Source organism: Litchfieldella rifensis (assembly GCF_042646605.1).
GTDB classification, from domain to species: Bacteria; Pseudomonadota; Gammaproteobacteria; order Pseudomonadales; family Halomonadaceae; genus Litchfieldella; species Litchfieldella rifensis.
Genome location: NZ_JBHRUG010000048.1, coordinates 226,089 through 246,363 on the forward strand (window position 1 = coordinate 226,089; position 20,275 = coordinate 246,363).

Consider the following 20,275-nt stretch of genomic DNA (forward strand, 5'->3'; position numbering starts at 1 on the left):
CGAAGCCGTACCTCGGATTAGCGTCGGCGGGCGGTGAGCAGGCCAGCGACTTCATCGCACAGCGCATTATCGAGGGACTGCGCCAGATCGATCACCAGGTGGTGGCGATAGAAAGGACTCAGGTCCAGGCCGACACCCAGGCCCAGGATCTCGATATCGCCTTGGCACTCATGGTGGCTCACCACCTCCTTGAGGTGGTTGTCCAGATAGAACCTGTCGTTGGCCAGGTTCGTCGCGCTGTCCGAAGGGCTGCCGTCGGACAGTACGACGAGGATGCGGCGCTGCTCCTCGCGACCCCGCATCCGCGCGCAGGCCCATTCCACAGCCTCGCCATCGATGCCTTCGCGATAAAGGTCGCGCTTGAGCAGTGCGCCGATGTCGCGGCGTGCTCGACGCCAGGGCCGCTCGGCATCCTTGAATACCAGGTAACGGACCTCGTTGAGCCGCCCCGGGTGCCGGGGGCGTCCGCGTCGCAGCCACTCCTGCTGGGCGCGGCCGCCGCCCCAGGCGCCGGTGGTGAAGCCGAGGATCTCGGTAGTGACACCAGCCATGTCCAGAGCGCGGGCCAACTGGTCGATGAGCATGGCGAGCGCTTCGCTGTGGGCCTTCATCGATCCCGAGCAATCGATCAGAAAACTCACCAGGCAATCGGCGCGGGGCTTGTACTGCTCGCGCCGGAACAGGCGGCGTTCCGCCGGCGAGGTGATCAGTTGCGCCAGGCGGCGCCCGTCGAGCTGTCCCTCTTCCTCGCCGAACCGCCAGCCGTCCCGTTGGGGCAGACTAAGGCGGGCGGTGAACTGGCGGGCCAGGCGGCGGAGATTGATACCTTGGGCGGCGATCCGTGCGTCCAGCCGCTCGCGGTACTCCTCGAGCAGGGCAGAGCGGACCAGTGTGCCGGCAGCCACTTCGCTGTCGAAGGCGGTGGTGAACACGCGATAGCGCCGTGCGGTGTCGCTGAACGCCTTGCTGTGGCCGCTGCTGGCAAGCGCTACGCCATTATCCTGCTCGTCGTCATCGACGTCGAGCAGCAGCGCGAAGCCTTGCTGGACGGTCTCGTCCTGGTCGTCGCCGTCGTTCGGTGGTGTCGCTTGGCGTACGGCGTCGCCCACCCAGCGGGCGATGGCCAGCGCACAGGGCGCGAAGGCCGCCTGGTCATGGCGATGCCGGCGCAGGCCGGCCAGGGCAGTGCCCAGATGGGGCACGATGGCGGCGCGGGTAGCCTCGATCAGGTCCTCGGTCTCTGCCAGCACCGGTTTCGCCATCAGCCGCGACCAGCAGATCTGCGCCACGCTGTAGAGCAGGATGCCCAGCGCGCCTTCGGTGAGCCCCGAGTGATGGAAGGCAGATGACCAGGCCGTGAAGCGCTGTTGCAGGTTGGCCGCCATGCCTGGCATGGCGGCGACGAGGCTCTCCACGCGCAACTGCTCGAGCAGCTCGAAGATCAACCGCTCCACCGGCGCCTCGGGACACTGGCGGCGGTGCAGGTCGGCATCGGAGTGAAGCAGGCGCAGTGCCATGCCATCCGTGACCCCGCGGTAGGCCGCGAGGTCCGTGCAATCCTCGGTCAGGCGCAGATGTGGCGCGTGAATGCCCAGCGCCCGCTGGCCGCGATGCAGCCGCCGCCCGCGATAGTGCAGCGCGGCGTCGCCGGTCAGGGCGCGCAGCGCCGCCGCCTCGAGGTCCTCGAGGCGCTGCTGACGACGCAGGCGTTGCCGGGGACTGTCCATCAGCGCGCTCCCGTCGCTCGGGCCAGGGACTCATCGAGTTCCTGGCCGAAACAGCGTTGGTAATACTCGGCGACCAGGGGGCGTTCGGTCTCGTCGCACTTATTGAGGTAGGACAACCGGAACGCCAGGGCCGGGTCTCGGAAGATCTCGCAGTTCTCGGCCCAGGTGATCACCGTGCGCGGTGACATCAGGGTGGACAGGTCGCCGGCGGCGAATCCCTTCCGTGTCAGTTCGGCCACTGCCACCATGGCATCGATCAGTTCGCGACCGCGCGCGGTGGCCTTGTGAGGCACCCGGGCCAGGACGATCTCGATCTCCTCGTCGCGTGGCAGGTAGTCGAGCTTGGCGACGATGTTCCAGCGATCGATCTGGGCATGGTTGAGCACCTGGGTGCCGTGGTACATGCCATCGAGGTTGCCCAGCCCCAGGGTGTTGGCCGTGGCGAACAGGCGGAAGTGGGAGTGGGGGTGGATCACCCGGTTCTGGTCGAGCAGGGTGAAGTTGCCATCGCGCTCGAGGATGCGCTGGATGACGAACATCACGTCGGGGCGGCCGGCGTCGTACTCGTCGAAGATCAGCGCCATGGGCCGTTGCAGCGACCAGGGCACGATGCCCTCCTGGAACTCGGTGATCTGCAGACCATCGCGCACCACGATGGTGTCCTTGCCCACCAGGTCCAGGCGGCTGATATGGCCGTCCAGATTGACGCGCAGGCAGGGCCAGTTGAGACGTGCTGCGACCTGCTCGATATGGGTCGACTTACCGGTGCCGTGGAGCCCCTGGACCATCACGCGCCGGTTGCGGGTGAAGCCGGCGAGAATCGCCAGGGTCACGTCCGGATGGAAACGGTAGGCCGGGTCGACCTCCGGCACGTAGTCGTCGCGCTCGCGGAAGGCGGGCACCTGCAGGTCGCTGTCGATGCCGAACAGGGTACGCACGGGCACCATGCGGTCGGGTTTGTCACTTATGAGTTCCGTCACGCCAGTCTCCTCGGGTCGTCGTCGGCCGCTGTGACTCCGGGTTGCGGCTCTTGGGCGATTCAGCGGGGCGGTCCGGCCCGGCTCGCCATCTGGCCATGCTACCCATGTTTCTTTTATTGATGCAAATTGTACCGTTTTTCGGAATATACCATTGACGGGCTGTCGGAGTCTGCCTAAGGTTTCTTTAAATTCCATAAAGCGGAATTTCTCGTACCGGTTATCTGATTTTCGCACCCGGGGAAGGTCAGTGCGGGTGAAAGGTTCCCTTGTGCTCTGTCGACCCGAGGAAGCATGTCCATGAAGGATTTTCTGATCATCGGCGGTGGCGTCATCGGCATGATGACCGCCTGGCAGCTCGCCGAGGCCGGCCATGCCGTGACCCTGCTCGAGCGTGGGCAGTGCGGTCGGGAAGCGTCCTGGGCCGGGGGCGGCATCGTCTCGCCGCTTTACCCCTGGCGCTACAGTGCGCCCATCTCGCGGCTGTCGCGCTGGTCGGAGGGACGCTACCCCCATCTGGCCGCGCGGCTGGCCGAGGAAACCGGCATCGACCCGGAGTTTCGCCAGAAGGGCCTGTTCTATCTCGACCTGGACGACGCGGCCGACGCCATGGCTTGGGCGCAGCGTCAGGGCAAGCCGTTGGCGCGGGTCGACGACTACTTCCTTTACGCCCGGGAGCCCCATCTCGCCGACGGCCTGGACGGCGCGCTGTGGATGCCGACGCTGGGCAGCATCCGCAATCCACGCCTGGGGCAAGCGCTGCGCGCGCGGCTCACCACCCTGCCGGGCGTTTCGCTGCACGAGGGCTGTCGAGTCGAGCGCCTGGTGGTCGAACGCGGCCGGGTCGCGGGCGTGGACACCGACGCCGGCCGTGTCCTTGCCGACCGGCTGATCGTCTGTGGCGGGGCCTGGACCGGGCGGCTGCTGGAGACACTGGGGCTCAGCCTGCCGGTACGCCCGGTCAAGGGCCAGATGATGGTGTTCCGGACGCCGGTGGCCACCGGCAGCCGTCAGCTGCTCGAGCGGGTGGTGCTGGCGGACGGCCGCTACCTGATCCCACGCGCCGATGGTCGCGTGCTGATCGGCTCGACGCTGGAAGAGGCCGACTTCGACAAGACCACCACCGAGCAGGCCCGGGCATCGTTGTATGCCAGTGCCGTGGCCATGCTGCCGGCGCTCGCCGACTGCCAGGTGGAGCACCACTGGGCAGGGCTTCGCCCGGGCGCCCCGAAGGGGCTGCCGTTCATCGGCGAGGTGCCTCATGTCGAGGGCCTGTTCGTCAATGCCGGACACTATCGCAACGGCCTGGTGCTGGCGCCGGCCGCCACGCGCCTGCTGGTCGACCAACTGCTGGGACGCGAGCCGATCCTCGATCCCTCGCCGTTTCTTCCCCGGTCGGCGCCGGGCACTTCGGATGCCGCCGTCGACGTCCCGTCCCGCGAGGTCGCCTTCGCCTGACCGGTCCGGGGCCTGGGATGTCGACTGGTCCAACGACTGGGTGGCATCTGGCGCTAATCCTGGCCCGTTCCAGTCGGTAGTCTCGTGGATGAGAAGAGGCCGGGTGTCTCACCCCCCTTTCCCATGCTTTGTATCAACAACGACAAGCCCAGGAGCCAGAGATGAGCCAACCCGACGTGCAATTCCTGAAAGCCTTCAGCGATGCCCTCAACCGCCATGATATCGATGCCGTCATGGACATGATGACCGAGGACTGCGTGTTCCATGCCATCGCCGGTCCGGAACTGAGGGGCAAGAGCTTCGTCGGCCAGAGCGAGGTCAGACAGGCGCTCGAGAATGCCTGGAAGACCGCGCCCGATGCGGCCTGGGTCGACGGCGAGCATTTCGTCGTTGGCGATCACGGCTTCTCCGAAACCACCTACCAGGGCACCACCGCCGACGGGGCCCGGTCCGAGGCCCGCATGGTGGACGTGTTCACCTTCCGTGACGGCAAGATCGCCGTGAAGAACGCCTTCCGCAAGAACCGGCCGCCGATCGACGTCTGACGGGCGTCACGACCGATTCACGGTATCCAGACTGCGAGGAGTCCGATCATGGAGACAACAACGCCAGCACAGGGGGTGGAATCCGGACGCAGCACCGCGCCTTCCCAACCTTACGATCCGGCCTACGATCCACTGAAGAGCGCCACCCCGGGGCAGGGACGCGACTACGCGCCCACCTACTGGATCGGCACGGCGGGAGAACCGCCGGCCGACGACGGCCCGGTCACCCAGGACATGGATGCCGATGTGGTCATCATCGGCTCCGGCTTCACCGGACTGACCGCGGCGATCTTCCTGGCCCGGGAACATGGCATCAAGGCCACCGTGCTCGAGGCGAATCGCGCCAGTTGGGGGTGTTCCACGCGCAATGGCGGCCAGGCCCAGTGCGCCTCGGGGCGCCTCAAGCGCTCGCAGTGGATCCAGCGCTACGGTCTGGATGCCGCGCTCAAGCTCCATGAGGAGTGCCTCGCCGGCATGGCGACCTTCAAGGAACTGATCGCCGACATCGATTGCGACCCCCAGCCCGGCGGCCACCTCTATGTCGCCCATCGCGACAAGTTGATGCCTTCGCTGGAGAAGGAAGCCAAGCTGCTGCGTGAGACATTCCACTACGACGCGCAGATCCTGGATGCGGACACCGTCAAGCACGAGTGGCTGGGCGACCAGGAAGCCGCCGGTGCCATGCACGAGCCGGAAGGCATCGGCATCCATGCCGGCAAGCTGGCCTTCGGCTATCACAGGAAAGCCAGGGCGCTAGGGGCGACGATTCATCCGTCGAGCCCCGTGCAGGGATGGGAAACGCGCGATGGCGTTCACTACCTGAAAACGCCGGGTGGCGTGGTCAAGACGCGTGCCGTGGGTATCGCCACCGGGGGCTATACCTCCCAACTGCTGCATCCGACACTCAAGAATCGCCTGCTGCCGATACTCTCCAATTCGATCGTCACGCGCCCCTTGAGCGATGCCGAGCTCGCGGCGTGTCAATTCAAGACCCGACAGGTGATTACCGACACCCGGATACTCCGTCACTACTATCGGTTGTTGCCCGACAACCGGGTGCAAATCGGCAGTCGCAGCGCAGTGACCGGTCGCGATGCCCCGCAAAAGAAATACGAAGATCTGCTTGTCAGGGACCTGCAGCGCAAGTTCCCGGCACTCGAAGGCATCGGGATCGACTACTCCTGGTGGGGCTGGGTCGATGTGAGCCACGACATGATGCCGCGTATCTGTCAGCCCGACGCTCGTGAGACGATCTACTATGCGCTGGGTTATGGCGGCAATGGCGTCATGTACTCGGCGCAGGCCGGGCGTCGACTGGCGCAGTGGATCGCCGGGCATGGCCAGGCGCTGGACCTGCCGATCTTTACCTCCAAGCTGCCGTTTCCCAATGTCCGGGAGATGGTCGAGTCACAGTCGTTTGCGCCATTTCGCCGGATCGGGCAGCGGTTCTTGTATCGCTGGTACCATCTGAAAGACGAGGTGCTGTGACGCCTCGGCCGGTTCGAGATAGCAACGGCACCCTTAGAATCGCCTGTCCACCATGGCCACCCATCGGGTGGCCATGGTGGTTTCGGGCGGTAGCCCGACGCGGCGACTAATTCTGCTCGGTCGCCTGGGGGATCAGTCCCGCCAGGCGCTCGATGCCCGGCTCGATGCGTGCTTCGGGGATCGCTGAAAAGCCCAGTCGGAAGTACTCGGAACGCGGTGCATCGAAGAAATGGATGCCGCCACACTCGATAAGGATGCTCTGCTCTCGGGCCAGTTGGTTGAGCTTGGCACAGTCGAGACCCGCCGGGCCTTTTAGCCAGAAGCACGAGCCACCGTAGGTCGAAGGGACCGAGGATTGCGGCATATGCTTGGCCAGGGCATCGCCCATGCACTGCCAGCGGCTATGGAATACCTGGTGGATCTGCCTGAGCAGAGCGTCATGGTAGCCACGATCGAGAAACAGGGCCACGGCGCGCTGGTTGTTGGTCGGCGGATGACGCAGCATCAAACGGCGCAACGCCCTGGCCTCGCGGATCAGGGCCGGTGGCCCGACCATGTAGCCCAACCGTAGTCCCGGTGCCAGGGTCTTGGACAGGCTGCCGACGTAAATGACCCGGTTGTGCTTGTCCAGGCTCTTCAGGGCCGGAGTCGGATTGGCGAGATAGTTGGTTTCGCTCTCATAGTCGTCTTCGATGATCAGGAAATTGTCGATCTCGGCCATGTCGAGTAGCTGCCGACGTCGCTCGAGCGGCATGGTCACGGTAGTGGGCGACTGGTGACTGGGGGTGACATAGACCAACTGGCACTTGCCGATCTCCGGTTCCAGGCGCATGCCATGCTCATCGACCGGAAGCAACAGAACATTCTGCGTGAAGGTTCTGGCGATATTGTACATGTCGACATAGCCGGGATTTTCCATCCCGAAGCGTCTCCCAAGCTTCAGCAGGAGCATCGAGACGATCCACAATGCCTGCTGGGCCCCGACCGTGACCAGGATCTCGTCGGGGGACGCCCAGACGCCACGGCGAGGAAGCAGGCGCTTATGGATCTGCTCGATCAATAGCGGGTCGTCATCGTTGAGATGGTCCACCGACCAACTGCGAATGGCCGGGACACTCATGGAGTCACGACTGCATTCCCGCCAATGCTGGGTGGGAAACAGCTCTGGATCGATCTGGCCATACAGGAAGGGATAATCGTAGCGATGCCAATCGCTGGGCTTGTCGATGGTTTGCTGCTGTGACGGGCGCATGGTCAGCAGTTCCTCCCACGGCAAGCGCTCGGCATCGATATCGTCGAGACGCTCGGGCCTCTCGGCGCGCCCCTCCAGAATCTCCGGATTGACAAAATAGCCACTGCGGCTTCTGGCAATCAGATAGCCATCGTCAAGCAATTGCTCATAGGCCAGCATCACGGTATTGCGAGCGATGTGCAGCTCCCGCGCCAGCTTCCGGCTGGAAGGAAGTGCTTCGTCCAGCGGAATGTGGCCATCGAGGATGGCGCGAGCGATCTGCTCTCGCAACTGCTGCTGAAGGCTGGCAGGCAGGTCGGCATCGAGATGAAAAAGAAGCTGGCTCATGAAATGAAACCCTTGTGATTGCCTCAAGACTATATCGCTATCCCACCGCCTCGAAAATGAGGCAGGAAGCTTGGCATTACCGAGCCTCCTTCCTTGGTCTGCTTTGTCCTCTTCAGTCTATGCCTTCCCGGTTCGGGTTGTCCCCTTCCGAGCACCCGTGCCTCATGACCGCTCTTGCCCCGCTGGACCAATAGATGGGTTCGTACTGGTACTACTGATGATCCGGGTTGTGCGTGACAGTGAGTCCTGAGGTAGGGCGAAGCGCTACCGCATTTCAGGAAATCCCGGTAGGGGATCAGACCTGAATGGAAAAGACGGAAGCCCCATTTTTTGACATATCTCTATTGAGATATGACGGATAAAGGAGACGGCTGACTTCATACCAGAAAAATAGTCCAGGCGAGAGCCTTCGATTGAACACTCCAGTGATGACGATGGGAAATTTCTCACTGTCCAGACAAGAACAACCTGTGGAGAATGACATGCGACTATATAAATTGGTGATGCCCCTGGCAGTGTCTGCGGCAAGTCTTTTTCTCAGTGGCCATGCCATGGCAGAAACATGGAAGATGGCACTGGGTGACGCTGCGGGAGGAACTCAATACGAACTCGGTACTACCTTTGCGAATTTGCTGGAAGAGAGAACCGGCGGCGAGGTCACGGTGGACCTCTTTCCCAACGGTCAGCTCGGCAGTGAGCAGGACACCGTCAATAATGCCAGCATGGGGTTGCTCGACCTCTCGGTGCTGGCGATCAACAATATCACACCGTTCTCGCCCACCGTGGGGGTCATGACGCTCCCCTATGTCATCCAGAGCCCCGAGGACGCCAAGACGCTGACCCAGGGCAGTATCGGCGAGGAACTCACCGAGAACACCATTCGTGATGCCGGCGTGCGGATCCTGGCCTGGGCCTATTCCGGCTGTCGTCGGTTGACCAACTCCGCTCGACCCGTGGCCGAGCCGGCCGACCTCGATGGCTTGGTGATTCGGGTACCCAAGAACGAGATCATGATCTCGGCCTACCAGGCCTGGGGGGTCAACCCCAATCCGCTGGCCTGGTCGGAAACCTTCACCGCATTGCAGCAGGGAGTGGTGGACGGTCAGGACAATCCCTACATCACCATCGATGCCATGAAGTTCTACGAGGTGCAGAACTACGTCACTGACAGCTGCTATGTGTTCTCGATGGAACCGCTGATCATCAGCGAATCGAAGTTCCAGAGCCTCAGCCCAGAGATGCAGGAGATCGTACTGGAGGCAGGCAAGGAAGCGACCCAACGCAGCTACGATTACCTGCTGAATACCGAAGCCTCCATCAAGGAGAAGCTCGTCGAAGAACACGGCATGGAGATCGTTGCGCCTGCCAACGACGAGCAACAATGGATCGAGATGGCTACCCAGATCTGGCCGCAATTCTACGACAGCATCGGCGGCAAGGAAAAACTCGACGAGGCACTGGCCGCCTTAGGGCGTGCGCCAGCTCCCGCCGAGTGATGATGACCAAGGTCATATGGCTTGTTCCAACCACTGCACCGGCTCACGGAGTCGGTGCAGGTGCCAAGCATATCGATCCTGTTAGCTGGAGGGGCCAGCCATGAACAAAGATCCCATCTTGAAGCTCATCGACAACCTGGAAAACTATCTCTGTCAGTTTCTCCTGGTATCGTTTGTGGTCATTCTTTTTCTCCAGATCATATTGCGTAATGTGTTCAGCTATTCATTGCCATGGGGCGATGAGCTGGCGATCTATTGCTTCGTCTGGTTCGCCTATCTGGGAGCCGTTTATGCTGCGAAGAAGTCGGCGCATAACCGCGTCACGTTTCAGTTCAAGTTCTTCCCCAGGGTGGTGGAGAAGGCATGCGGTATCCTGACCGATGTGATCTGGCTTGTCTTCAACGCCGTGTTTGTTTATCTCAGCTATGACTTCGTCTTCAACAAGATGAATCTGTTCTGGAAGTCGCAGACATTGGGCATTCCCATGAAATACGTCTACATGATATTGCCCCTTGCCTTTGTCGTCATGTCCCTGCGAATCATTCAAAACAATTATCTGAAGTATGTGAAGAAGGTGGATCTGGTCGATCCCGAAACCCAGGGCGTCGAAGCGATGAAACGCTCCAGTGATTCGGGTGGCCTGACGCCCCGCCATCGGGAGGTATAACCATGGATTCGACCATCCTTTACATCCTGTTCGGCACGTTTTTCCTGCTCCTGATTCTCGGGGCCCCGATTACCGTGTCCCTGGGGGTGGCGGCGCTGGCGACTTACCTGTCGCTTGGCGAGAATCCCATGGCCTTCGTGCAGATGGCGTTCACCTCGGTGGGCTCCTTTCCACTGATGGCGTTGCCGGCCTTCATCCTGGCGGGAGCGTTGATGGAAGCGGCGGGGATTTCCAAGCGTCTGGTGGATATTGCCGAGGCCTTCGCTGGCCCGGTCACCGGAGGCCTTGCTGCCGCCACGGTATTTGCCTGCATGTTCTTCGGCGCGATCTCCGGCTCGGGGCCGGCCACTACAGCGGCGGTGGGCATGCTGATGATTCCCGCCATGGCCAACCGCGGCTACGACAAGGGCTATGGTTCTGCCATTACGGCCTCCTCCGGAGGGCTGGGGGTCGTCATCCCTCCTTCGATCCCCATGGTCATCTTCGGTATCTCCGGCATGGGCCTGCAACCGCCAGCCGAGGCGGTGGCTGCACACGGGACGTTTCAGACCCTGTCGATCCCCAAGCTTTTCATCGCCGGCATCTTCCCCGGGATGGTCATCGCTGCCTGCCTGCTCACCATCAACTACTTCATCTCACGCAAGCGTGGTTATCGGGGGCTGACCGACCGCTGGTCCTTCGCGCAGATTCGCGACACGTTGCGCAAGGGCGTGTGGTCGATACTGGCTCCGATCATCATCCTCGGCGGCATCTACAGTGGTCTCTTCACTCCCACGGAGTCCGCCATTGTGGCCATCTTCTACACCATCATCGTGGGCATCTTCCTGCACAAGGAGCTCAAGTGGATTCCGGCCATGCGCACTCTGGAAACCACCACCTGGATCACCGGTCGGGTCCTGCTGATCCTGTTCACCGCGACGGTCTTTGGGCGCCTGCTGGTCGAACAACGGGTACCAGCCTATATCGCCGAGGTCATGTTGGGGGTCACCGACAACCTGTACTTGATCTGGGCCATGATCATTTTCTTCCTGCTGTTCGTGGGCATGTTCATGGAAACCCTGGCGGCGATCATGATCCTGACACCGGTGCTGCTGCCGATCATGTACATGCTGGGCATGGATCCGGTGCATGTGGGAATCGTGGTGGTCTGTGCACTGGCGATCGGCTTCCAGACACCCCCGTTGGGAGAGAATTTGTTCGTTGCCTCGGGGATCGGCGGGGCCTCAATCGAAGAAATCTCGCTCAAGGCACTGCCCTTCGCCGGGGCCTCCATCATCGCACTCTTCATCATTGCCTACCTTCCCGGCATAGCGCTGTGGCTACCGAGCGTTCTCGGTTACTGATGAAGCGTCTCAACGACAAGGTAGGGGCCCGCCGGGCAAGGGGATGACGCCCTTGCCGAGGCTCCGAGGAGGAAGCATGGACCATCAGATCGGCAGGATACTGTGCTGCGTCGGCTTGCGTGACGACTGCGATGTGGTTCTCGAGCAGGCGGTAAGCCTGGCACTGGCCACCGGGGCCGAACTGCAGATACTGCATGCGGTCAAGTCGCTCTCCGACGATGTGATGAATACGCTCAAGGTCAATATCCGCAGCAAGGAGATGCTGGAAAATCTGATGCGCCAGCGACTCGAGCAGGCCCGGCAACAGCTGGCAACCCGGATGGAGACTTTCTGGAGCCAGCACCCCGACGTTCGCCAGGCATTGGGAGTGCAAGTGGCGCGGCTCGATGTCGTCGAGGGCTATCCCGCCTCGGTGATTGCCCGCCTGGCCGCCAAGCGGGGCTGCGACCTGATCGTCATGGCGGCCAACAAGCGCGGCTTCGCGGCCTCCTATGCGGGCAAGGTCACCCGGGGCGTCATCAAACGGACAACCATTCCCGTCGTCGTCGTGCCACCGGGGAAGAACCTATGATCCTCGAACGCGGAAAACAGGCCCTGCACTGGCCCCTTGGTTTTGCCAAGGGAGCGATGACCACGTTGCCCAAGGTGGGGCAGGGGGTGCTGATTTGCATCACCATCGCCCTGGCGACCACCTTCATCGCCGATCACTATGGCGGACCCACGCTGCTGTATGCCCTGCTGTTCGGCATGTCGCTGCACTTCCTGTCCGAAGACGAGCGTTGCATGGCCGGTATCGACTTCGCCGCTCGCTCCATCCTGCGCCTGGGGGTGGCGCTACTCGGCGTACGGATCACCATCGAGCAGGTCACGGAACTGGGCATCGGCCCGGTGGTGACGGTGGTCGCTGGTGTTGCGCTGACCATCCTGTTGGGGGTGCTGTTGGCCAGGCTGCTGGGGTTGCATCGCGACATGGGGCTGTTGACCGGCGGTTCGGTGGCGATCTGCGGGGCATCCGCGGCATTGGCGCTGTCGGCGGTGATGCCGCGTCACGAGACCAGCGAACGCAACACCATCCTCACCGTGGTGGGTGTGACCACGCTATCGACGATGGCCATGGTGACTTATCCGTTGCTCGTTGGCGTGCTCGGTCTCAGCGACAATCAGTCCGGTGTCTTTCTGGGGGGCACCATCCATGATGTGGCTCAGGTGGTGGGCGCCGGTTACATGATTTCCGAGAGTACCGGTGATGTGTCGACCTTCGTCAAGCTGCTGCGTGTCGCCATGCTGGTGCCGGCCGTCATGGGCTTCATGTTTCTGTTCCGTCGCGCCCGTCGCGAGGAGGGTAGTGGCAAGGTGCCGATGCTGCCGGGCTTCCTGGTGGCCTTCGTGCTGTTGGTGGTCGTCAACAGCCTGGGACTGATTCCTCCCCTGGTCACGGAAGGCTTCACCGACCTGTCGCGCTGGTGTCTGGTCACGGCGATTGCCGCCTTGGGGATCAAGACATCCTTTCAGAAGCTGGCGGTGGTCGGCTGGAAGCCGGTCATCCTGATGGCGGCTGAAACGCTCTTCCTGTTGTTGGTGGTGCTGGCCTTCATTTTGGTCGGTGGAGTAGGCAGCTGATACGGATCTGAATGCCTGGCTGAGCCGTGGCTATACCGGCCAGTGCACAATCAGCGCGATCAAGGCGAAGTGGCCGGGATACCAGGACAGCCACAGCCGGCGTGGCATCTTCAGCGTGACGTCGGGCACATGGCGAGCGGCGCCGGCCGCCAGCAACAAAATCATCAGGGTGGTCGCTACGGTGAAGGACTTGGCCATGTCGGAGCTGTTCATCAACCCGGCGAGGAACAGCAGCGGCACGGCCATGCCGACCGCCGGTAACCGCTCGGCCAGCGACTCGCCCGCGTGATGCAGGTGATACATCGCCAGCATGAACAACGGGATCAGCAGCAGGCCGCGGTGGCCGTATTCCACCCAATCGCCGAGCAGGGCCCATGCCACCAGCGAGGCGGCCGTGCCCAGCGCCAACCAGCGGGCATTCAGCTCGCCGTGTCGGTGCCGCTCGCTCAGGTCGCGTAGCCAGGCGCCCCAGGTGAGCCCTGCCGCCAGGGTGAAGCAGACGTTGAGGATCAGGGCATCCGAGGCGCGGGGCATCAGCATGTAAGGCAATTGGGCGACCAGGCCGATGACCAGAATACGGCGGGCGTAACGCAGCGGGTGACGGGTGTTGAACAGGCCGTGCCAGGCGACCATGGCGGCGAACAGCGGAAAGGCGATGCGGCCGATGGACGACCCCGCCCAGGCCAGGTCCCAGTCCGCCGGCAGCACATAGCGTGTCAGATGGTCGATGGTCATGGTGGCGAGCGCCAGCCACTGACCCCAGCCGGTCCAGCTCGACGACGGGCGGGAAATGTCGGTCACGGCGATGGCCGGTGCGGGCATCGTTACCTCCTCATGTAAGCGATGGCGGTAGGGGATGTGCGACATCCACCCGGCCTTGTCTCGGAAGCGGGAAACCATCAGGAACCGGGACGATAACGCCTGTCCTGATAAACCGACATGGGGCCGCCCCTGATGTCCTCGACCCATGTCGCCGGCTTGAGATAGCCCCAGGCGCGGTGAATGCCACCCTGGCTATCGGTGACGGCCAGTCGACGGCGTCGATAACCATCACGGGCATTGACCTCTTCGAGGCGGTCGAGTTCATCCAGGATAGGGTTGTCGACTCGGTAGAGTTCGCCCTGGACCCGGTGCCCCCGTCCCCCGGTATCGACCAGCACCGGCGTATAACTCGCGCCTTGCAGGACCAGGGGAAAAGGCTCGCAGGTTCGCGCGGTATCGAGGAACCTGGCTTTTGCCAGATAGCCGTCATGGTTGATGAACCCGCGCTTCAAGGTGCCGTAGACGAACAGTAGATGTTGCATCGAAGGCCTCCCGGGACGTTCAGAAGTGTCTGTGCCTGAACGCGCCCTAAGTTCCGGTTCGCTGCATTATGGTGAAACCATCATGGCGCAGGGCGCCTGGTGAGTGCACTATCGATTTTATCGATAGCTGAGGCGTCGCTGTGACCGATGATCTTTGCGATTTCCCCACGACTCTGCTCAGACTGACTCGTATCGAATTGTTACCAATCACAGGAACAACGAGACGCGATGCCAAGAACAATAAGACTCTACGTGCGCTACGTCGATGCCTTCAATCGCGGGGTAGGGCGTTTCATCATGTACCTGATCTTCGTGATGATCGCCGTCCTGCTGGCCTCCTCCATCGCGCGCACGGTATTCAACAGCCCATTCAATTGGGTGGTGGAATCCTCACAGTTCATGATGGTCGCCTATTTCCTGCTGGGTGGTGCCTATTCCATGCAAATGGGCGCCCATGTCCGGATGGATTTGATTTATGGCCGCCTGACGCGTCGACGCCGCGCCCTGATCGACGTGGTCACGATCCTGTTCTTGATGGTGTTCCTGGTGGCCTTGTTGCTGGGCGGCATCTCCAGTACCCAGTACGCGCTGCAATACGGCGAGCGCAGCTATTCTGCCTGGGCGCCACCGTTGGCCCCGATCAAGATCATCATGACCTTCGGCATCCTGTTGATGCTGTTGCAGGCGGTATCGACTCTCTTCAAGGACATCGCATTCGCCATCGGCAAGCCGCTTGCTGAGCACCCGGCCTTGAGCGAGGAGCGGTCATGAGTTACCAGATGATCGCGCTCACCATGTTCTCGTCCATGATGGTGCTGCTGCTGACCGGTCAGCGCGTCTTCGGCGTCATCGGTTTCGTGGGGGCGGCGGCCGCCATCCTGCTGTGGGGCGATGGCGGGATCGAGATGCCGTTCAACGCCAGTTTCGTGCTGCTCAACTGGTACCCCTTGCTGACCCTGCCGCTGTTCATCTTCATGGGCTATATGCTCTCCGAGTCCGGCATAGCGAGTGAACTCTACGACATGTTCCACGTGTGGATGGGCTCGCTGAAAGGCGGCCTGGCCGTCGGCACCATCGGTCTGATGGTGGTGGTTTCGGCCATGAACGGTCTGAGCGTCGCTGGTATGGCAATCGGTGCCAGCATTGCATTGCCGGAGCTGCTACGGCGCGGCTATGACAAGATCATGGTCACCGGGGTGGTGCAGGCGGGAAGCTCGTTGGGCATCCTGGTGCCGCCCAGTGTGGTACTGGTGCTCTACGGCATGATCGCCCGCCAGCCGGTAGGCAAGCTGTGGCTGGCCGGCGCCGTGCCGGGGTTGATGCTAGCGGCGATGTTCGTCCTTTACATCGTGATCCGTTGCCGTCTGCAGCCTGACCTGGCCCCGGCGCTGCCAGAGGAGGAGCGCCATCACACCGCTCGGGAAAAATTCAAGCTATTGCGAGCCGGCATCCTGCCGCTGCTGATCTTCTTCGCCATGACCGGGCTGTTCGTGCTTGGTGTGACCAGCCTGGTGGAAAGTGCGGCCGTGGGGGCGACATCGGCCCTGGTGGCGGCCTGGATCAAGGGGCGCCTGACCCGCCAGGTGATCGAGAATACCGTCCACAAGACGCTCGGCATCACCTGCATGTTCATGTGGATCATCCTCGCCGCGTTGTGCTTCGGGGCCGTGTTCGACGGGCTTGGTGCCGTGCGCGCCATCGAGGCGTTGTTTCTCGACCGTATCGGCATGGGCCCGTGGGAAATCCTGCTGATGATGCAGCTTTCCTACATTGTGATGGGGATGTTCCTCGATGACACCGCCATGCTGGTGATCGTGGCGCCGCTCTATGTGCCTCTGGTGATGAGCCTGGGGTTCGATCCGGTGTGGTACGGAGTGCTCTATACCATCACCGTGCAGATCGCCTATATGACGCCGCCGTTCGGCTACAACCTGTTCCTGATGCGAGCCATGGCGCCGCCGGAGATCTCGCTCGGCGATATCTACCGTTCGGTGTGGCCCTTCGTCACGATCATGTTGCTGGGCCTGGCCCTGGTCACGGCCTTCCCGCAGATCGCCATGTGGCTGCCTGACACCTTCTACGGGGTGCGACGCTGATCGTGCAAAGGCATCCCGTCCACCCACATCAGACAGGGAGAGTGAACGACCGGAACCCGGACACAGCGAAGATTCGACAACGAGTGATGACAACAAGCTCTTTCACCAGCAGGAGTCGATGAGATGACCAACAAGAACAGACGCGAGTTTCTCAAGAAGGCGGGAGTTGCCACGGCAGCCGGCGTGGGCGCTGCGACCTTCCCGGCCCCCTATGTGCACGCGCAATCCAAGATTCGCTGGCGACTCCAGACCTATGCCGGCCCTGCGCTTGCCGAGCATGTCATCAAGCCGTCGATCGATGCCTTCAACCGGGCGGCCAATGGGGAGATGGAAATCGAGCTGTACTTCTCCGACCAACTGGTGCCTACCAGCGAGCTGTTCCGCGCCATGCAACGTGGCACCATCGACGCCGTACAGAGTGACGACGACTCGATCAATGCCCCGGTGGATGTGTCGGTGTTCGGCGGCTACTTCCCCTTCGCCTCGCGCTACAGCCTCGATGTGCCGACGCTATTCCACCACTACGGTCTCAAGGAGATCTGGGAGGAGGCCTACGGCGAAATCGACAACGTCACCTGGCTGGGCTCGGGCGCCTGGGATCCTTGCAACTTCGTCACCCGCGATCCGATCCGCAGCCTCGAGGACCTCAAGGGCCAGCGTGTCTTCACCTTCCCCACGGCGGGACGTTTCCTGCAGCGCTTCGGCGTGGTACCGGTGACCCTGCCCTGGGAGGATATCGAGGTCGCCATGCAGACCGGCGAACTGGACGGCATCGCCTGGGCCGGTATCACCGAGGCCTATACCGTAGGCTGGGCCGATGTCAGCAACTACTACCTGACCAACAACATCTCCGGTGCCTGGTCGGGTTCCTATTTCGCCAATACCGAGCGCTGGGAGGCGCTACCCGAGCATCTCAAGACCCTGTACAGGCTATGTATGGACAGCTCTCACTATTACCGTCAGCACTGGTACTGGTGGGGCGAGGCGCACTACCGCACCAAGGGCGGCAAGCTCGAGCTGACCTCGATTCCCGAAGAGGAGTGGCAGACCATCGAGGACGAGGCGCTGGCGTTCTGGGACGAGATCGCTCAGGAGAGCGAACGTAGCGCCAAGCTGGTGCAAATCCTCAAGGACTATCGCCAGACCATGCAGCAGGCGGGGCCGCCGTACCGTTACAGCTAAGCGGATCCGGCGCCCGGGCGTCCACGGGCACACCTCATCAGGCTGTGTCCCGGGACGGATACGGGATAGGCTTGGAGCGATCAGCTTCCCGGGCTAAGGAGACAGGCATGCGTAGCGGTTTCGGGTTCGACCTGCGCAGCATGGAAATCTTTGTCGAGACCCTCGAACGCGGCAGCCAGACCGCCGCGGCCGAGAGTCTCGGCCTCAAGCAGTCGTCGGTGTCCCAGAGCCTGGCCAACCTCGAAGAGGCCCTGGGCGTGGCCCTGCTGGACCGCCATTCGCGCCCGCTGGAACCCACCAGCGCCGGCCGCTTCTTCTATGATCGTGCCAAGCGTCTGTTGAACGAAGCCCGAACCACGCGGCGCGAGCTGGTCTCGGGGGCTTTCGGCCGCCTGCATCAGGTTCGCATGGCACTGGTCGATTCGCTGGCTTCGGCCGTGGGACAGCCACTGATCGACGTCATCAAGCGCCATACCAACGACTATACCCTGACCACCGGACTGTCCCACATGCATGGCCATGCCCTGTTGACCCGTCATGTGGATATCATCATCTCCGACGACCGCCTGGAGAACTATGACGGCCTGGAGCGTCACGCCATCCTCGGCGAGCCTTTCGTTCTGGTGCTGCCGGCCGACTGGGCCGGACCGGTCGACAACCTGCGCTGGCTGGCGCGGCAACTGGATTTCGTGCGCTACACGCCGCAGTCGCTGATCGGTCAGAGCATCGAGCGGCATCTGCGGGTCAGCCAGTTGGAACTGCCGGCCCGGCTGCATCTCGACAATACCTTCGCCGTACTGGGCCTGGTCAGTGGCGGTGCCGGCTGGACCATCACCACCCCATTGTGCCTCTATCAGGCGGGTCTCGATCGCTTGCAGGTCCGAGTCGTGCCGCTGCCGACCGAGCCGTTGCGCCGTGAGTTGACGCTGGTGGCACGACGCGACGAACTGGGTGACCTGCCATCGCAACTGGCACGTGATAGCCGCCGCCTGCTGGAGCGACGCTATCGTGCCGAACTGGAACGGCACCTGCCATGGGTGCTGCCCGAGATCGTCACCTCGCGCTGATGCGGCGGATGGAGTCCCCGTACCGGCGCCGAAGGGAGTTCCGGATGCCCCTTGCGAGTGCATTATCGAGCTTTTCGATGGAAACGCGGTCAGCCCCACCGATGCTGTTTGCGCCTTGTCTCGAACCCCCCTCACACTGCCTGGGCGCACCAATGATTGGCAGCGGTAGGGCGTCTACGCCACCTCCGTGACTTCAACCATGACAAATACAAGTGTTGGGGGTATTCGATGAGCCATTCCCGCCTGTCCACCGCCTCGGTGGACTACGAAACGGTCGACAAGGCGTATCTCGACAAGCGCAAGCTGAAGAAGGGCGCAGCGGGCTGGATTCTGCTGGCCAGTCTCGGCGTGTCCTATGTGATTTCCGGCGACTATGCCGGCTGGAACTTCGGTCTCGCGGCCGGCGGCTTCGGCGGCATGCTGGTCGCCACCATCCTGATGGCGATCATGTACACGGCCATGGTGCTGTCGATCGCCGAATTGTCCTCCTCACTGCCTACCGCCGGGGGTGGCTACAGCTTCGCCCGGCGTGCCTTCGGCCCTTGGGGTGGCTACATCACCGGCACGGCGATCCTGTTGGAATACGCCATCGCGCCGGCGGCCATCGCCATCTTCATCGGTGGCTATGTCAACGAACTGATAGGTCTCAACGGTCCGCTGGTCTATGCGGCCTTCTACGCGCTGTTCGTCGGTATCCACCTGTGGGGAGCCGGCGAGGCCCTGAAGATCATGATGGGAATCACCGCCCTGGCGGTCATTGCCATCGTCGTCTTCGTGGTCGGCATGCTGCCGCACTTCAGCTTGAGCAATCTATTCGATATCCAGGTCAACTCCAGCGCCGTAGGGGCCTCGGCCTTTCTGCCCGAAGGTTTCATCGGCATCTGGGGCGCACTGCCGTTTGCCATCTGGCTGTTCCTGGCGGTGGAGGGCGTGCCCCTGGCCGCCGAGGAGGCTGGCGACCCGGCCCGCGACATGCCACGTGGCATCATCACCGCCATGCTGGTGCTGCTGGTGTTCGGCACCTGCGTGCTGCTGCTGGCGCCGGGCGGGGCCGGCGCGGCGGCGATGAGCGAGCACGCCGCACCGTTGGTCGGCGCCCTGCAGGCGGTCTACGGGACCGACTCCTGGGCCGCGGGCTTCGTCAATCTGGTGGGACTGGCCGGCCTGATCGCCTCCTTCTTCTCGATCATCTATGGCTACTCACGTCAGACCTTCGCCCTGTCGCGGGCCGGTTACCTGCCGCGCTGGCTGTCGGTGACCGGCGGGCGCAAGGTGCCCTTCCTGGCCCTGATCGTGCCCGGGGTGATCGGTTTCCTGCTGTCGCTGACCGGCAAGGGCGATCTGATGATCACCATGGCGGTGTTCGGGGCCACCATCTCCTACGCCATGATGACCCTGTCGCACATCCTGCTGCGCCGTCGCGAGCCGGAACTCGAGCGCCCCTACCGTACCCCGGGTGGCACCTTGACCTCGGGCGTGGCCTTCGTGCTGGCCATCGTCGCCTTTCTCTCGACCTTCGTCGTCAGCGTGGAAGCGGCGCTGTGGTCGGCCGTGTTCTACGCCGTCATGCTCGCCTATTTTGGTGTTTATAGCCGTCATCATCTGGTGGCCCAGGCGCCGGAAGAAGAGTTTGAAGCCATTGCCCTGGCCGAGCGGGAACTCTCGGGCGACGCGGCCGCCGAAGGAGCCTAGCAAGAGGTGCCTCGGCAACCTGCTCGTGACGGAA

Annotated in this window: 18 protein-coding genes; 13 read left to right on the forward strand and 5 right to left on the reverse strand. The window is 62.6% G+C overall.

All coding sequences use genetic code 11. The features are described 5' to 3' along the window. Window positions 1-17: 17 nt before the first annotated feature. The gene (locus tag ACFOEV_RS20765; RefSeq protein ID WP_386776802.1) at window positions 18-1,727 is read right to left on the reverse strand and encodes a cobaltochelatase CobT-related protein; all 1,710 of its coding nucleotides are present in this window, start codon (window positions 1,725-1,727) and stop codon (window positions 18-20) included. Further along, complete coding sequence (locus tag ACFOEV_RS20770) at window positions 1,727-2,707, reverse strand: AAA family ATPase (protein WP_386776803.1); 981 nt, start codon at window positions 2,705-2,707, stop codon at window positions 1,727-1,729. Before ACFOEV_RS20770 ends, ACFOEV_RS20765 begins: the two co-directional genes overlap by 1 nt. Window positions 2,708-3,004: 297 nt before the next feature. Here ACFOEV_RS20770 and thiO point away from each other — a divergent pair, with 297 nt between their 5' ends. The 3 genes from thiO (at window position 3,005) to ACFOEV_RS20785 (ending at window position 6,195) form a co-directional block, all read left to right on the forward strand. Further along, entirely contained in the window at window positions 3,005-4,162 is a 1,158-nt protein-coding gene (gene thiO / locus ACFOEV_RS20775) for a glycine oxidase ThiO (protein WP_386776804.1), read from the forward strand. Between the two features lie 161 nt (window positions 4,163-4,323). Beyond that, window positions 4,324-4,707 (forward strand): nuclear transport factor 2 family protein, encoded by a 384-nt coding sequence (locus tag ACFOEV_RS20780; protein WP_386776805.1) that lies wholly within the window; start codon window positions 4,324-4,326, stop codon window positions 4,705-4,707. Window positions 4,708-4,755: 48 nt separating this feature from the next. Then, window positions 4,756-6,195: an NAD(P)/FAD-dependent oxidoreductase gene (locus tag ACFOEV_RS20785; protein WP_386776806.1), complete on the forward strand. Its 1,440-nt coding sequence runs from the start codon at window positions 4,756-4,758 to the stop codon at window positions 6,193-6,195. Between the two features lie 106 nt (window positions 6,196-6,301). Here ACFOEV_RS20785 and pdxR read toward each other — a convergent pair whose 3' ends face one another. Then, on the reverse strand, window positions 6,302-7,774 hold the full coding sequence (pdxR, locus tag ACFOEV_RS20790) for a MocR-like pyridoxine biosynthesis transcription factor PdxR (protein WP_386776807.1): 1,473 nt from the start codon (window positions 7,772-7,774) through the stop codon (window positions 6,302-6,304). A gap of 482 nt (window positions 7,775-8,256) precedes the next feature. Here pdxR and ACFOEV_RS20795 point away from each other — a divergent pair, with 482 nt between their 5' ends. From ACFOEV_RS20795 to ACFOEV_RS20815, 5 genes are all read left to right on the forward strand, one after another. Next, window positions 8,257-9,270, forward strand: a complete 1,014-nt coding sequence (locus ACFOEV_RS20795; protein WP_386776808.1) for a TRAP transporter substrate-binding protein — start codon at window positions 8,257-8,259, stop codon at window positions 9,268-9,270. A 100-nt stretch (window positions 9,271-9,370) separates the two neighbouring features. Further along, window positions 9,371-9,937 carry a TRAP transporter small permease gene (locus ACFOEV_RS20800; protein ID WP_386776809.1) on the forward strand — a complete coding sequence of 189 codons (567 nt, stop codon included), beginning with the start codon at window positions 9,371-9,373 and terminating at the stop codon, window positions 9,935-9,937. Window positions 9,938-9,939: 2 nt separating this feature from the next. Then, window positions 9,940-11,280 (forward strand): TRAP transporter large permease, encoded by a 1,341-nt coding sequence (locus tag ACFOEV_RS20805; RefSeq protein WP_386776810.1) that lies wholly within the window; start codon window positions 9,940-9,942, stop codon window positions 11,278-11,280. A 76-nt stretch (window positions 11,281-11,356) separates the two neighbouring features. Beyond that, entirely contained in the window at window positions 11,357-11,851 is a 495-nt protein-coding gene (locus ACFOEV_RS20810) for a universal stress protein (protein WP_386776811.1), read from the forward strand. Then, window positions 11,848-12,900 carry a YeiH family protein gene (locus ACFOEV_RS20815; protein WP_386776812.1) on the forward strand — a complete coding sequence of 351 codons (1,053 nt, stop codon included), beginning with the start codon at window positions 11,848-11,850 and terminating at the stop codon, window positions 12,898-12,900. Before ACFOEV_RS20810 ends, ACFOEV_RS20815 begins: the two co-directional genes overlap by 4 nt. Window positions 12,901-12,930: 30 nt before the next feature. Here ACFOEV_RS20815 and ACFOEV_RS20820 read toward each other — a convergent pair whose 3' ends face one another. Together ACFOEV_RS20820 and ACFOEV_RS20825 are read right to left on the reverse strand one after the other, a co-directional pair. Further along, window positions 12,931-13,722: a TraX family protein gene (locus ACFOEV_RS20820; protein WP_386776813.1), complete on the reverse strand. Its 792-nt coding sequence runs from the start codon at window positions 13,720-13,722 to the stop codon at window positions 12,931-12,933. Between the two features lie 77 nt (window positions 13,723-13,799). Then, window positions 13,800-14,204 (reverse strand): gamma-glutamylcyclotransferase family protein, encoded by a 405-nt coding sequence (locus ACFOEV_RS20825; protein ID WP_386776814.1) that lies wholly within the window; start codon window positions 14,202-14,204, stop codon window positions 13,800-13,802. Between the two features lie 228 nt (window positions 14,205-14,432). On the opposite strand from ACFOEV_RS20825, the gene ACFOEV_RS20830 reads away from it, so the two are divergent. The 5 genes from ACFOEV_RS20830 to eat all read left to right on the forward strand — a co-directional run bounded on the left by ACFOEV_RS20830 (window position 14,433) and on the right by eat (window position 20,241). After that, a complete protein-coding gene (locus tag ACFOEV_RS20830) occupies window positions 14,433-14,975 on the forward strand; it encodes a TRAP transporter small permease subunit (protein ID WP_386776815.1) in 543 nt (180 codons plus the stop codon). After that, complete coding sequence (locus ACFOEV_RS20835; protein ID WP_386776816.1) at window positions 14,972-16,300, forward strand: TRAP transporter large permease; 1,329 nt, start codon at window positions 14,972-14,974, stop codon at window positions 16,298-16,300. Before ACFOEV_RS20830 ends, ACFOEV_RS20835 begins: the two co-directional genes overlap by 4 nt. Window positions 16,301-16,423: 123 nt before the next feature. Continuing rightward, the gene (locus tag ACFOEV_RS20840; RefSeq protein WP_386776817.1) at window positions 16,424-17,482 is read left to right on the forward strand and encodes a TRAP transporter substrate-binding protein; all 1,059 of its coding nucleotides are present in this window, start codon (window positions 16,424-16,426) and stop codon (window positions 17,480-17,482) included. 107 nt (window positions 17,483-17,589) lie between these two features. Continuing rightward, a complete protein-coding gene (locus tag ACFOEV_RS20845; RefSeq protein ID WP_386776818.1) occupies window positions 17,590-18,549 on the forward strand; it encodes a LysR family transcriptional regulator in 960 nt (319 codons plus the stop codon). 228 nt (window positions 18,550-18,777) lie between these two features. Beyond that, window positions 18,778-20,241 carry an ethanolamine permease gene (gene eat / locus ACFOEV_RS20850; RefSeq protein WP_386776819.1) on the forward strand — a complete coding sequence of 488 codons (1,464 nt, stop codon included), beginning with the start codon at window positions 18,778-18,780 and terminating at the stop codon, window positions 20,239-20,241. Window positions 20,242-20,275 lie beyond the last annotated feature (34 nt).

Coding starts and splice junctions, on each gene's coding strand:
- ACFOEV_RS20765 (WP_386776802.1), bottom strand. CDS start 1,727: ATGGACAGTCCCCGGCAACGCCTGCGTCGTCAGCAGCGCCTCGAGGAC.
- thiO (WP_386776804.1), top strand. CDS start 3,005: ATGAAGGATTTTCTGATCATCGGCGGTGGCGTCATCGGCATGATGACC.
- ACFOEV_RS20780 (WP_386776805.1), top strand. CDS start 4,324: ATGAGCCAACCCGACGTGCAATTCCTGAAAGCCTTCAGCGATGCCCTC.
- ACFOEV_RS20785 (WP_386776806.1), top strand. CDS start 4,756: ATGGAGACAACAACGCCAGCACAGGGGGTGGAATCCGGACGCAGCACC.
- pdxR (WP_386776807.1), bottom strand. CDS start 7,774: ATGAGCCAGCTTCTTTTTCATCTCGATGCCGACCTGCCTGCCAGCCTT.
- ACFOEV_RS20795 (WP_386776808.1), top strand. CDS start 8,257: ATGCGACTATATAAATTGGTGATGCCCCTGGCAGTGTCTGCGGCAAGT.
- ACFOEV_RS20800 (WP_386776809.1), top strand. CDS start 9,371: ATGAACAAAGATCCCATCTTGAAGCTCATCGACAACCTGGAAAACTAT.
- ACFOEV_RS20805 (WP_386776810.1), top strand. CDS start 9,940: ATGGATTCGACCATCCTTTACATCCTGTTCGGCACGTTTTTCCTGCTC.
- ACFOEV_RS20810 (WP_386776811.1), top strand. CDS start 11,357: ATGGACCATCAGATCGGCAGGATACTGTGCTGCGTCGGCTTGCGTGAC.
- ACFOEV_RS20815 (WP_386776812.1), top strand. CDS start 11,848: ATGATCCTCGAACGCGGAAAACAGGCCCTGCACTGGCCCCTTGGTTTT.
- ACFOEV_RS20820 (WP_386776813.1), bottom strand. CDS start 13,722: ATGCCCGCACCGGCCATCGCCGTGACCGACATTTCCCGCCCGTCGTCG.
- ACFOEV_RS20825 (WP_386776814.1), bottom strand. CDS start 14,204: ATGCAACATCTACTGTTCGTCTACGGCACCTTGAAGCGCGGGTTCATC.
- ACFOEV_RS20830 (WP_386776815.1), top strand. CDS start 14,433: ATGCCAAGAACAATAAGACTCTACGTGCGCTACGTCGATGCCTTCAAT.
- ACFOEV_RS20835 (WP_386776816.1), top strand. CDS start 14,972: ATGAGTTACCAGATGATCGCGCTCACCATGTTCTCGTCCATGATGGTG.
- ACFOEV_RS20840 (WP_386776817.1), top strand. CDS start 16,424: ATGACCAACAAGAACAGACGCGAGTTTCTCAAGAAGGCGGGAGTTGCC.
- ACFOEV_RS20845 (WP_386776818.1), top strand. CDS start 17,590: ATGCGTAGCGGTTTCGGGTTCGACCTGCGCAGCATGGAAATCTTTGTC.
- eat (WP_386776819.1), top strand. CDS start 18,778: ATGAGCCATTCCCGCCTGTCCACCGCCTCGGTGGACTACGAAACGGTC.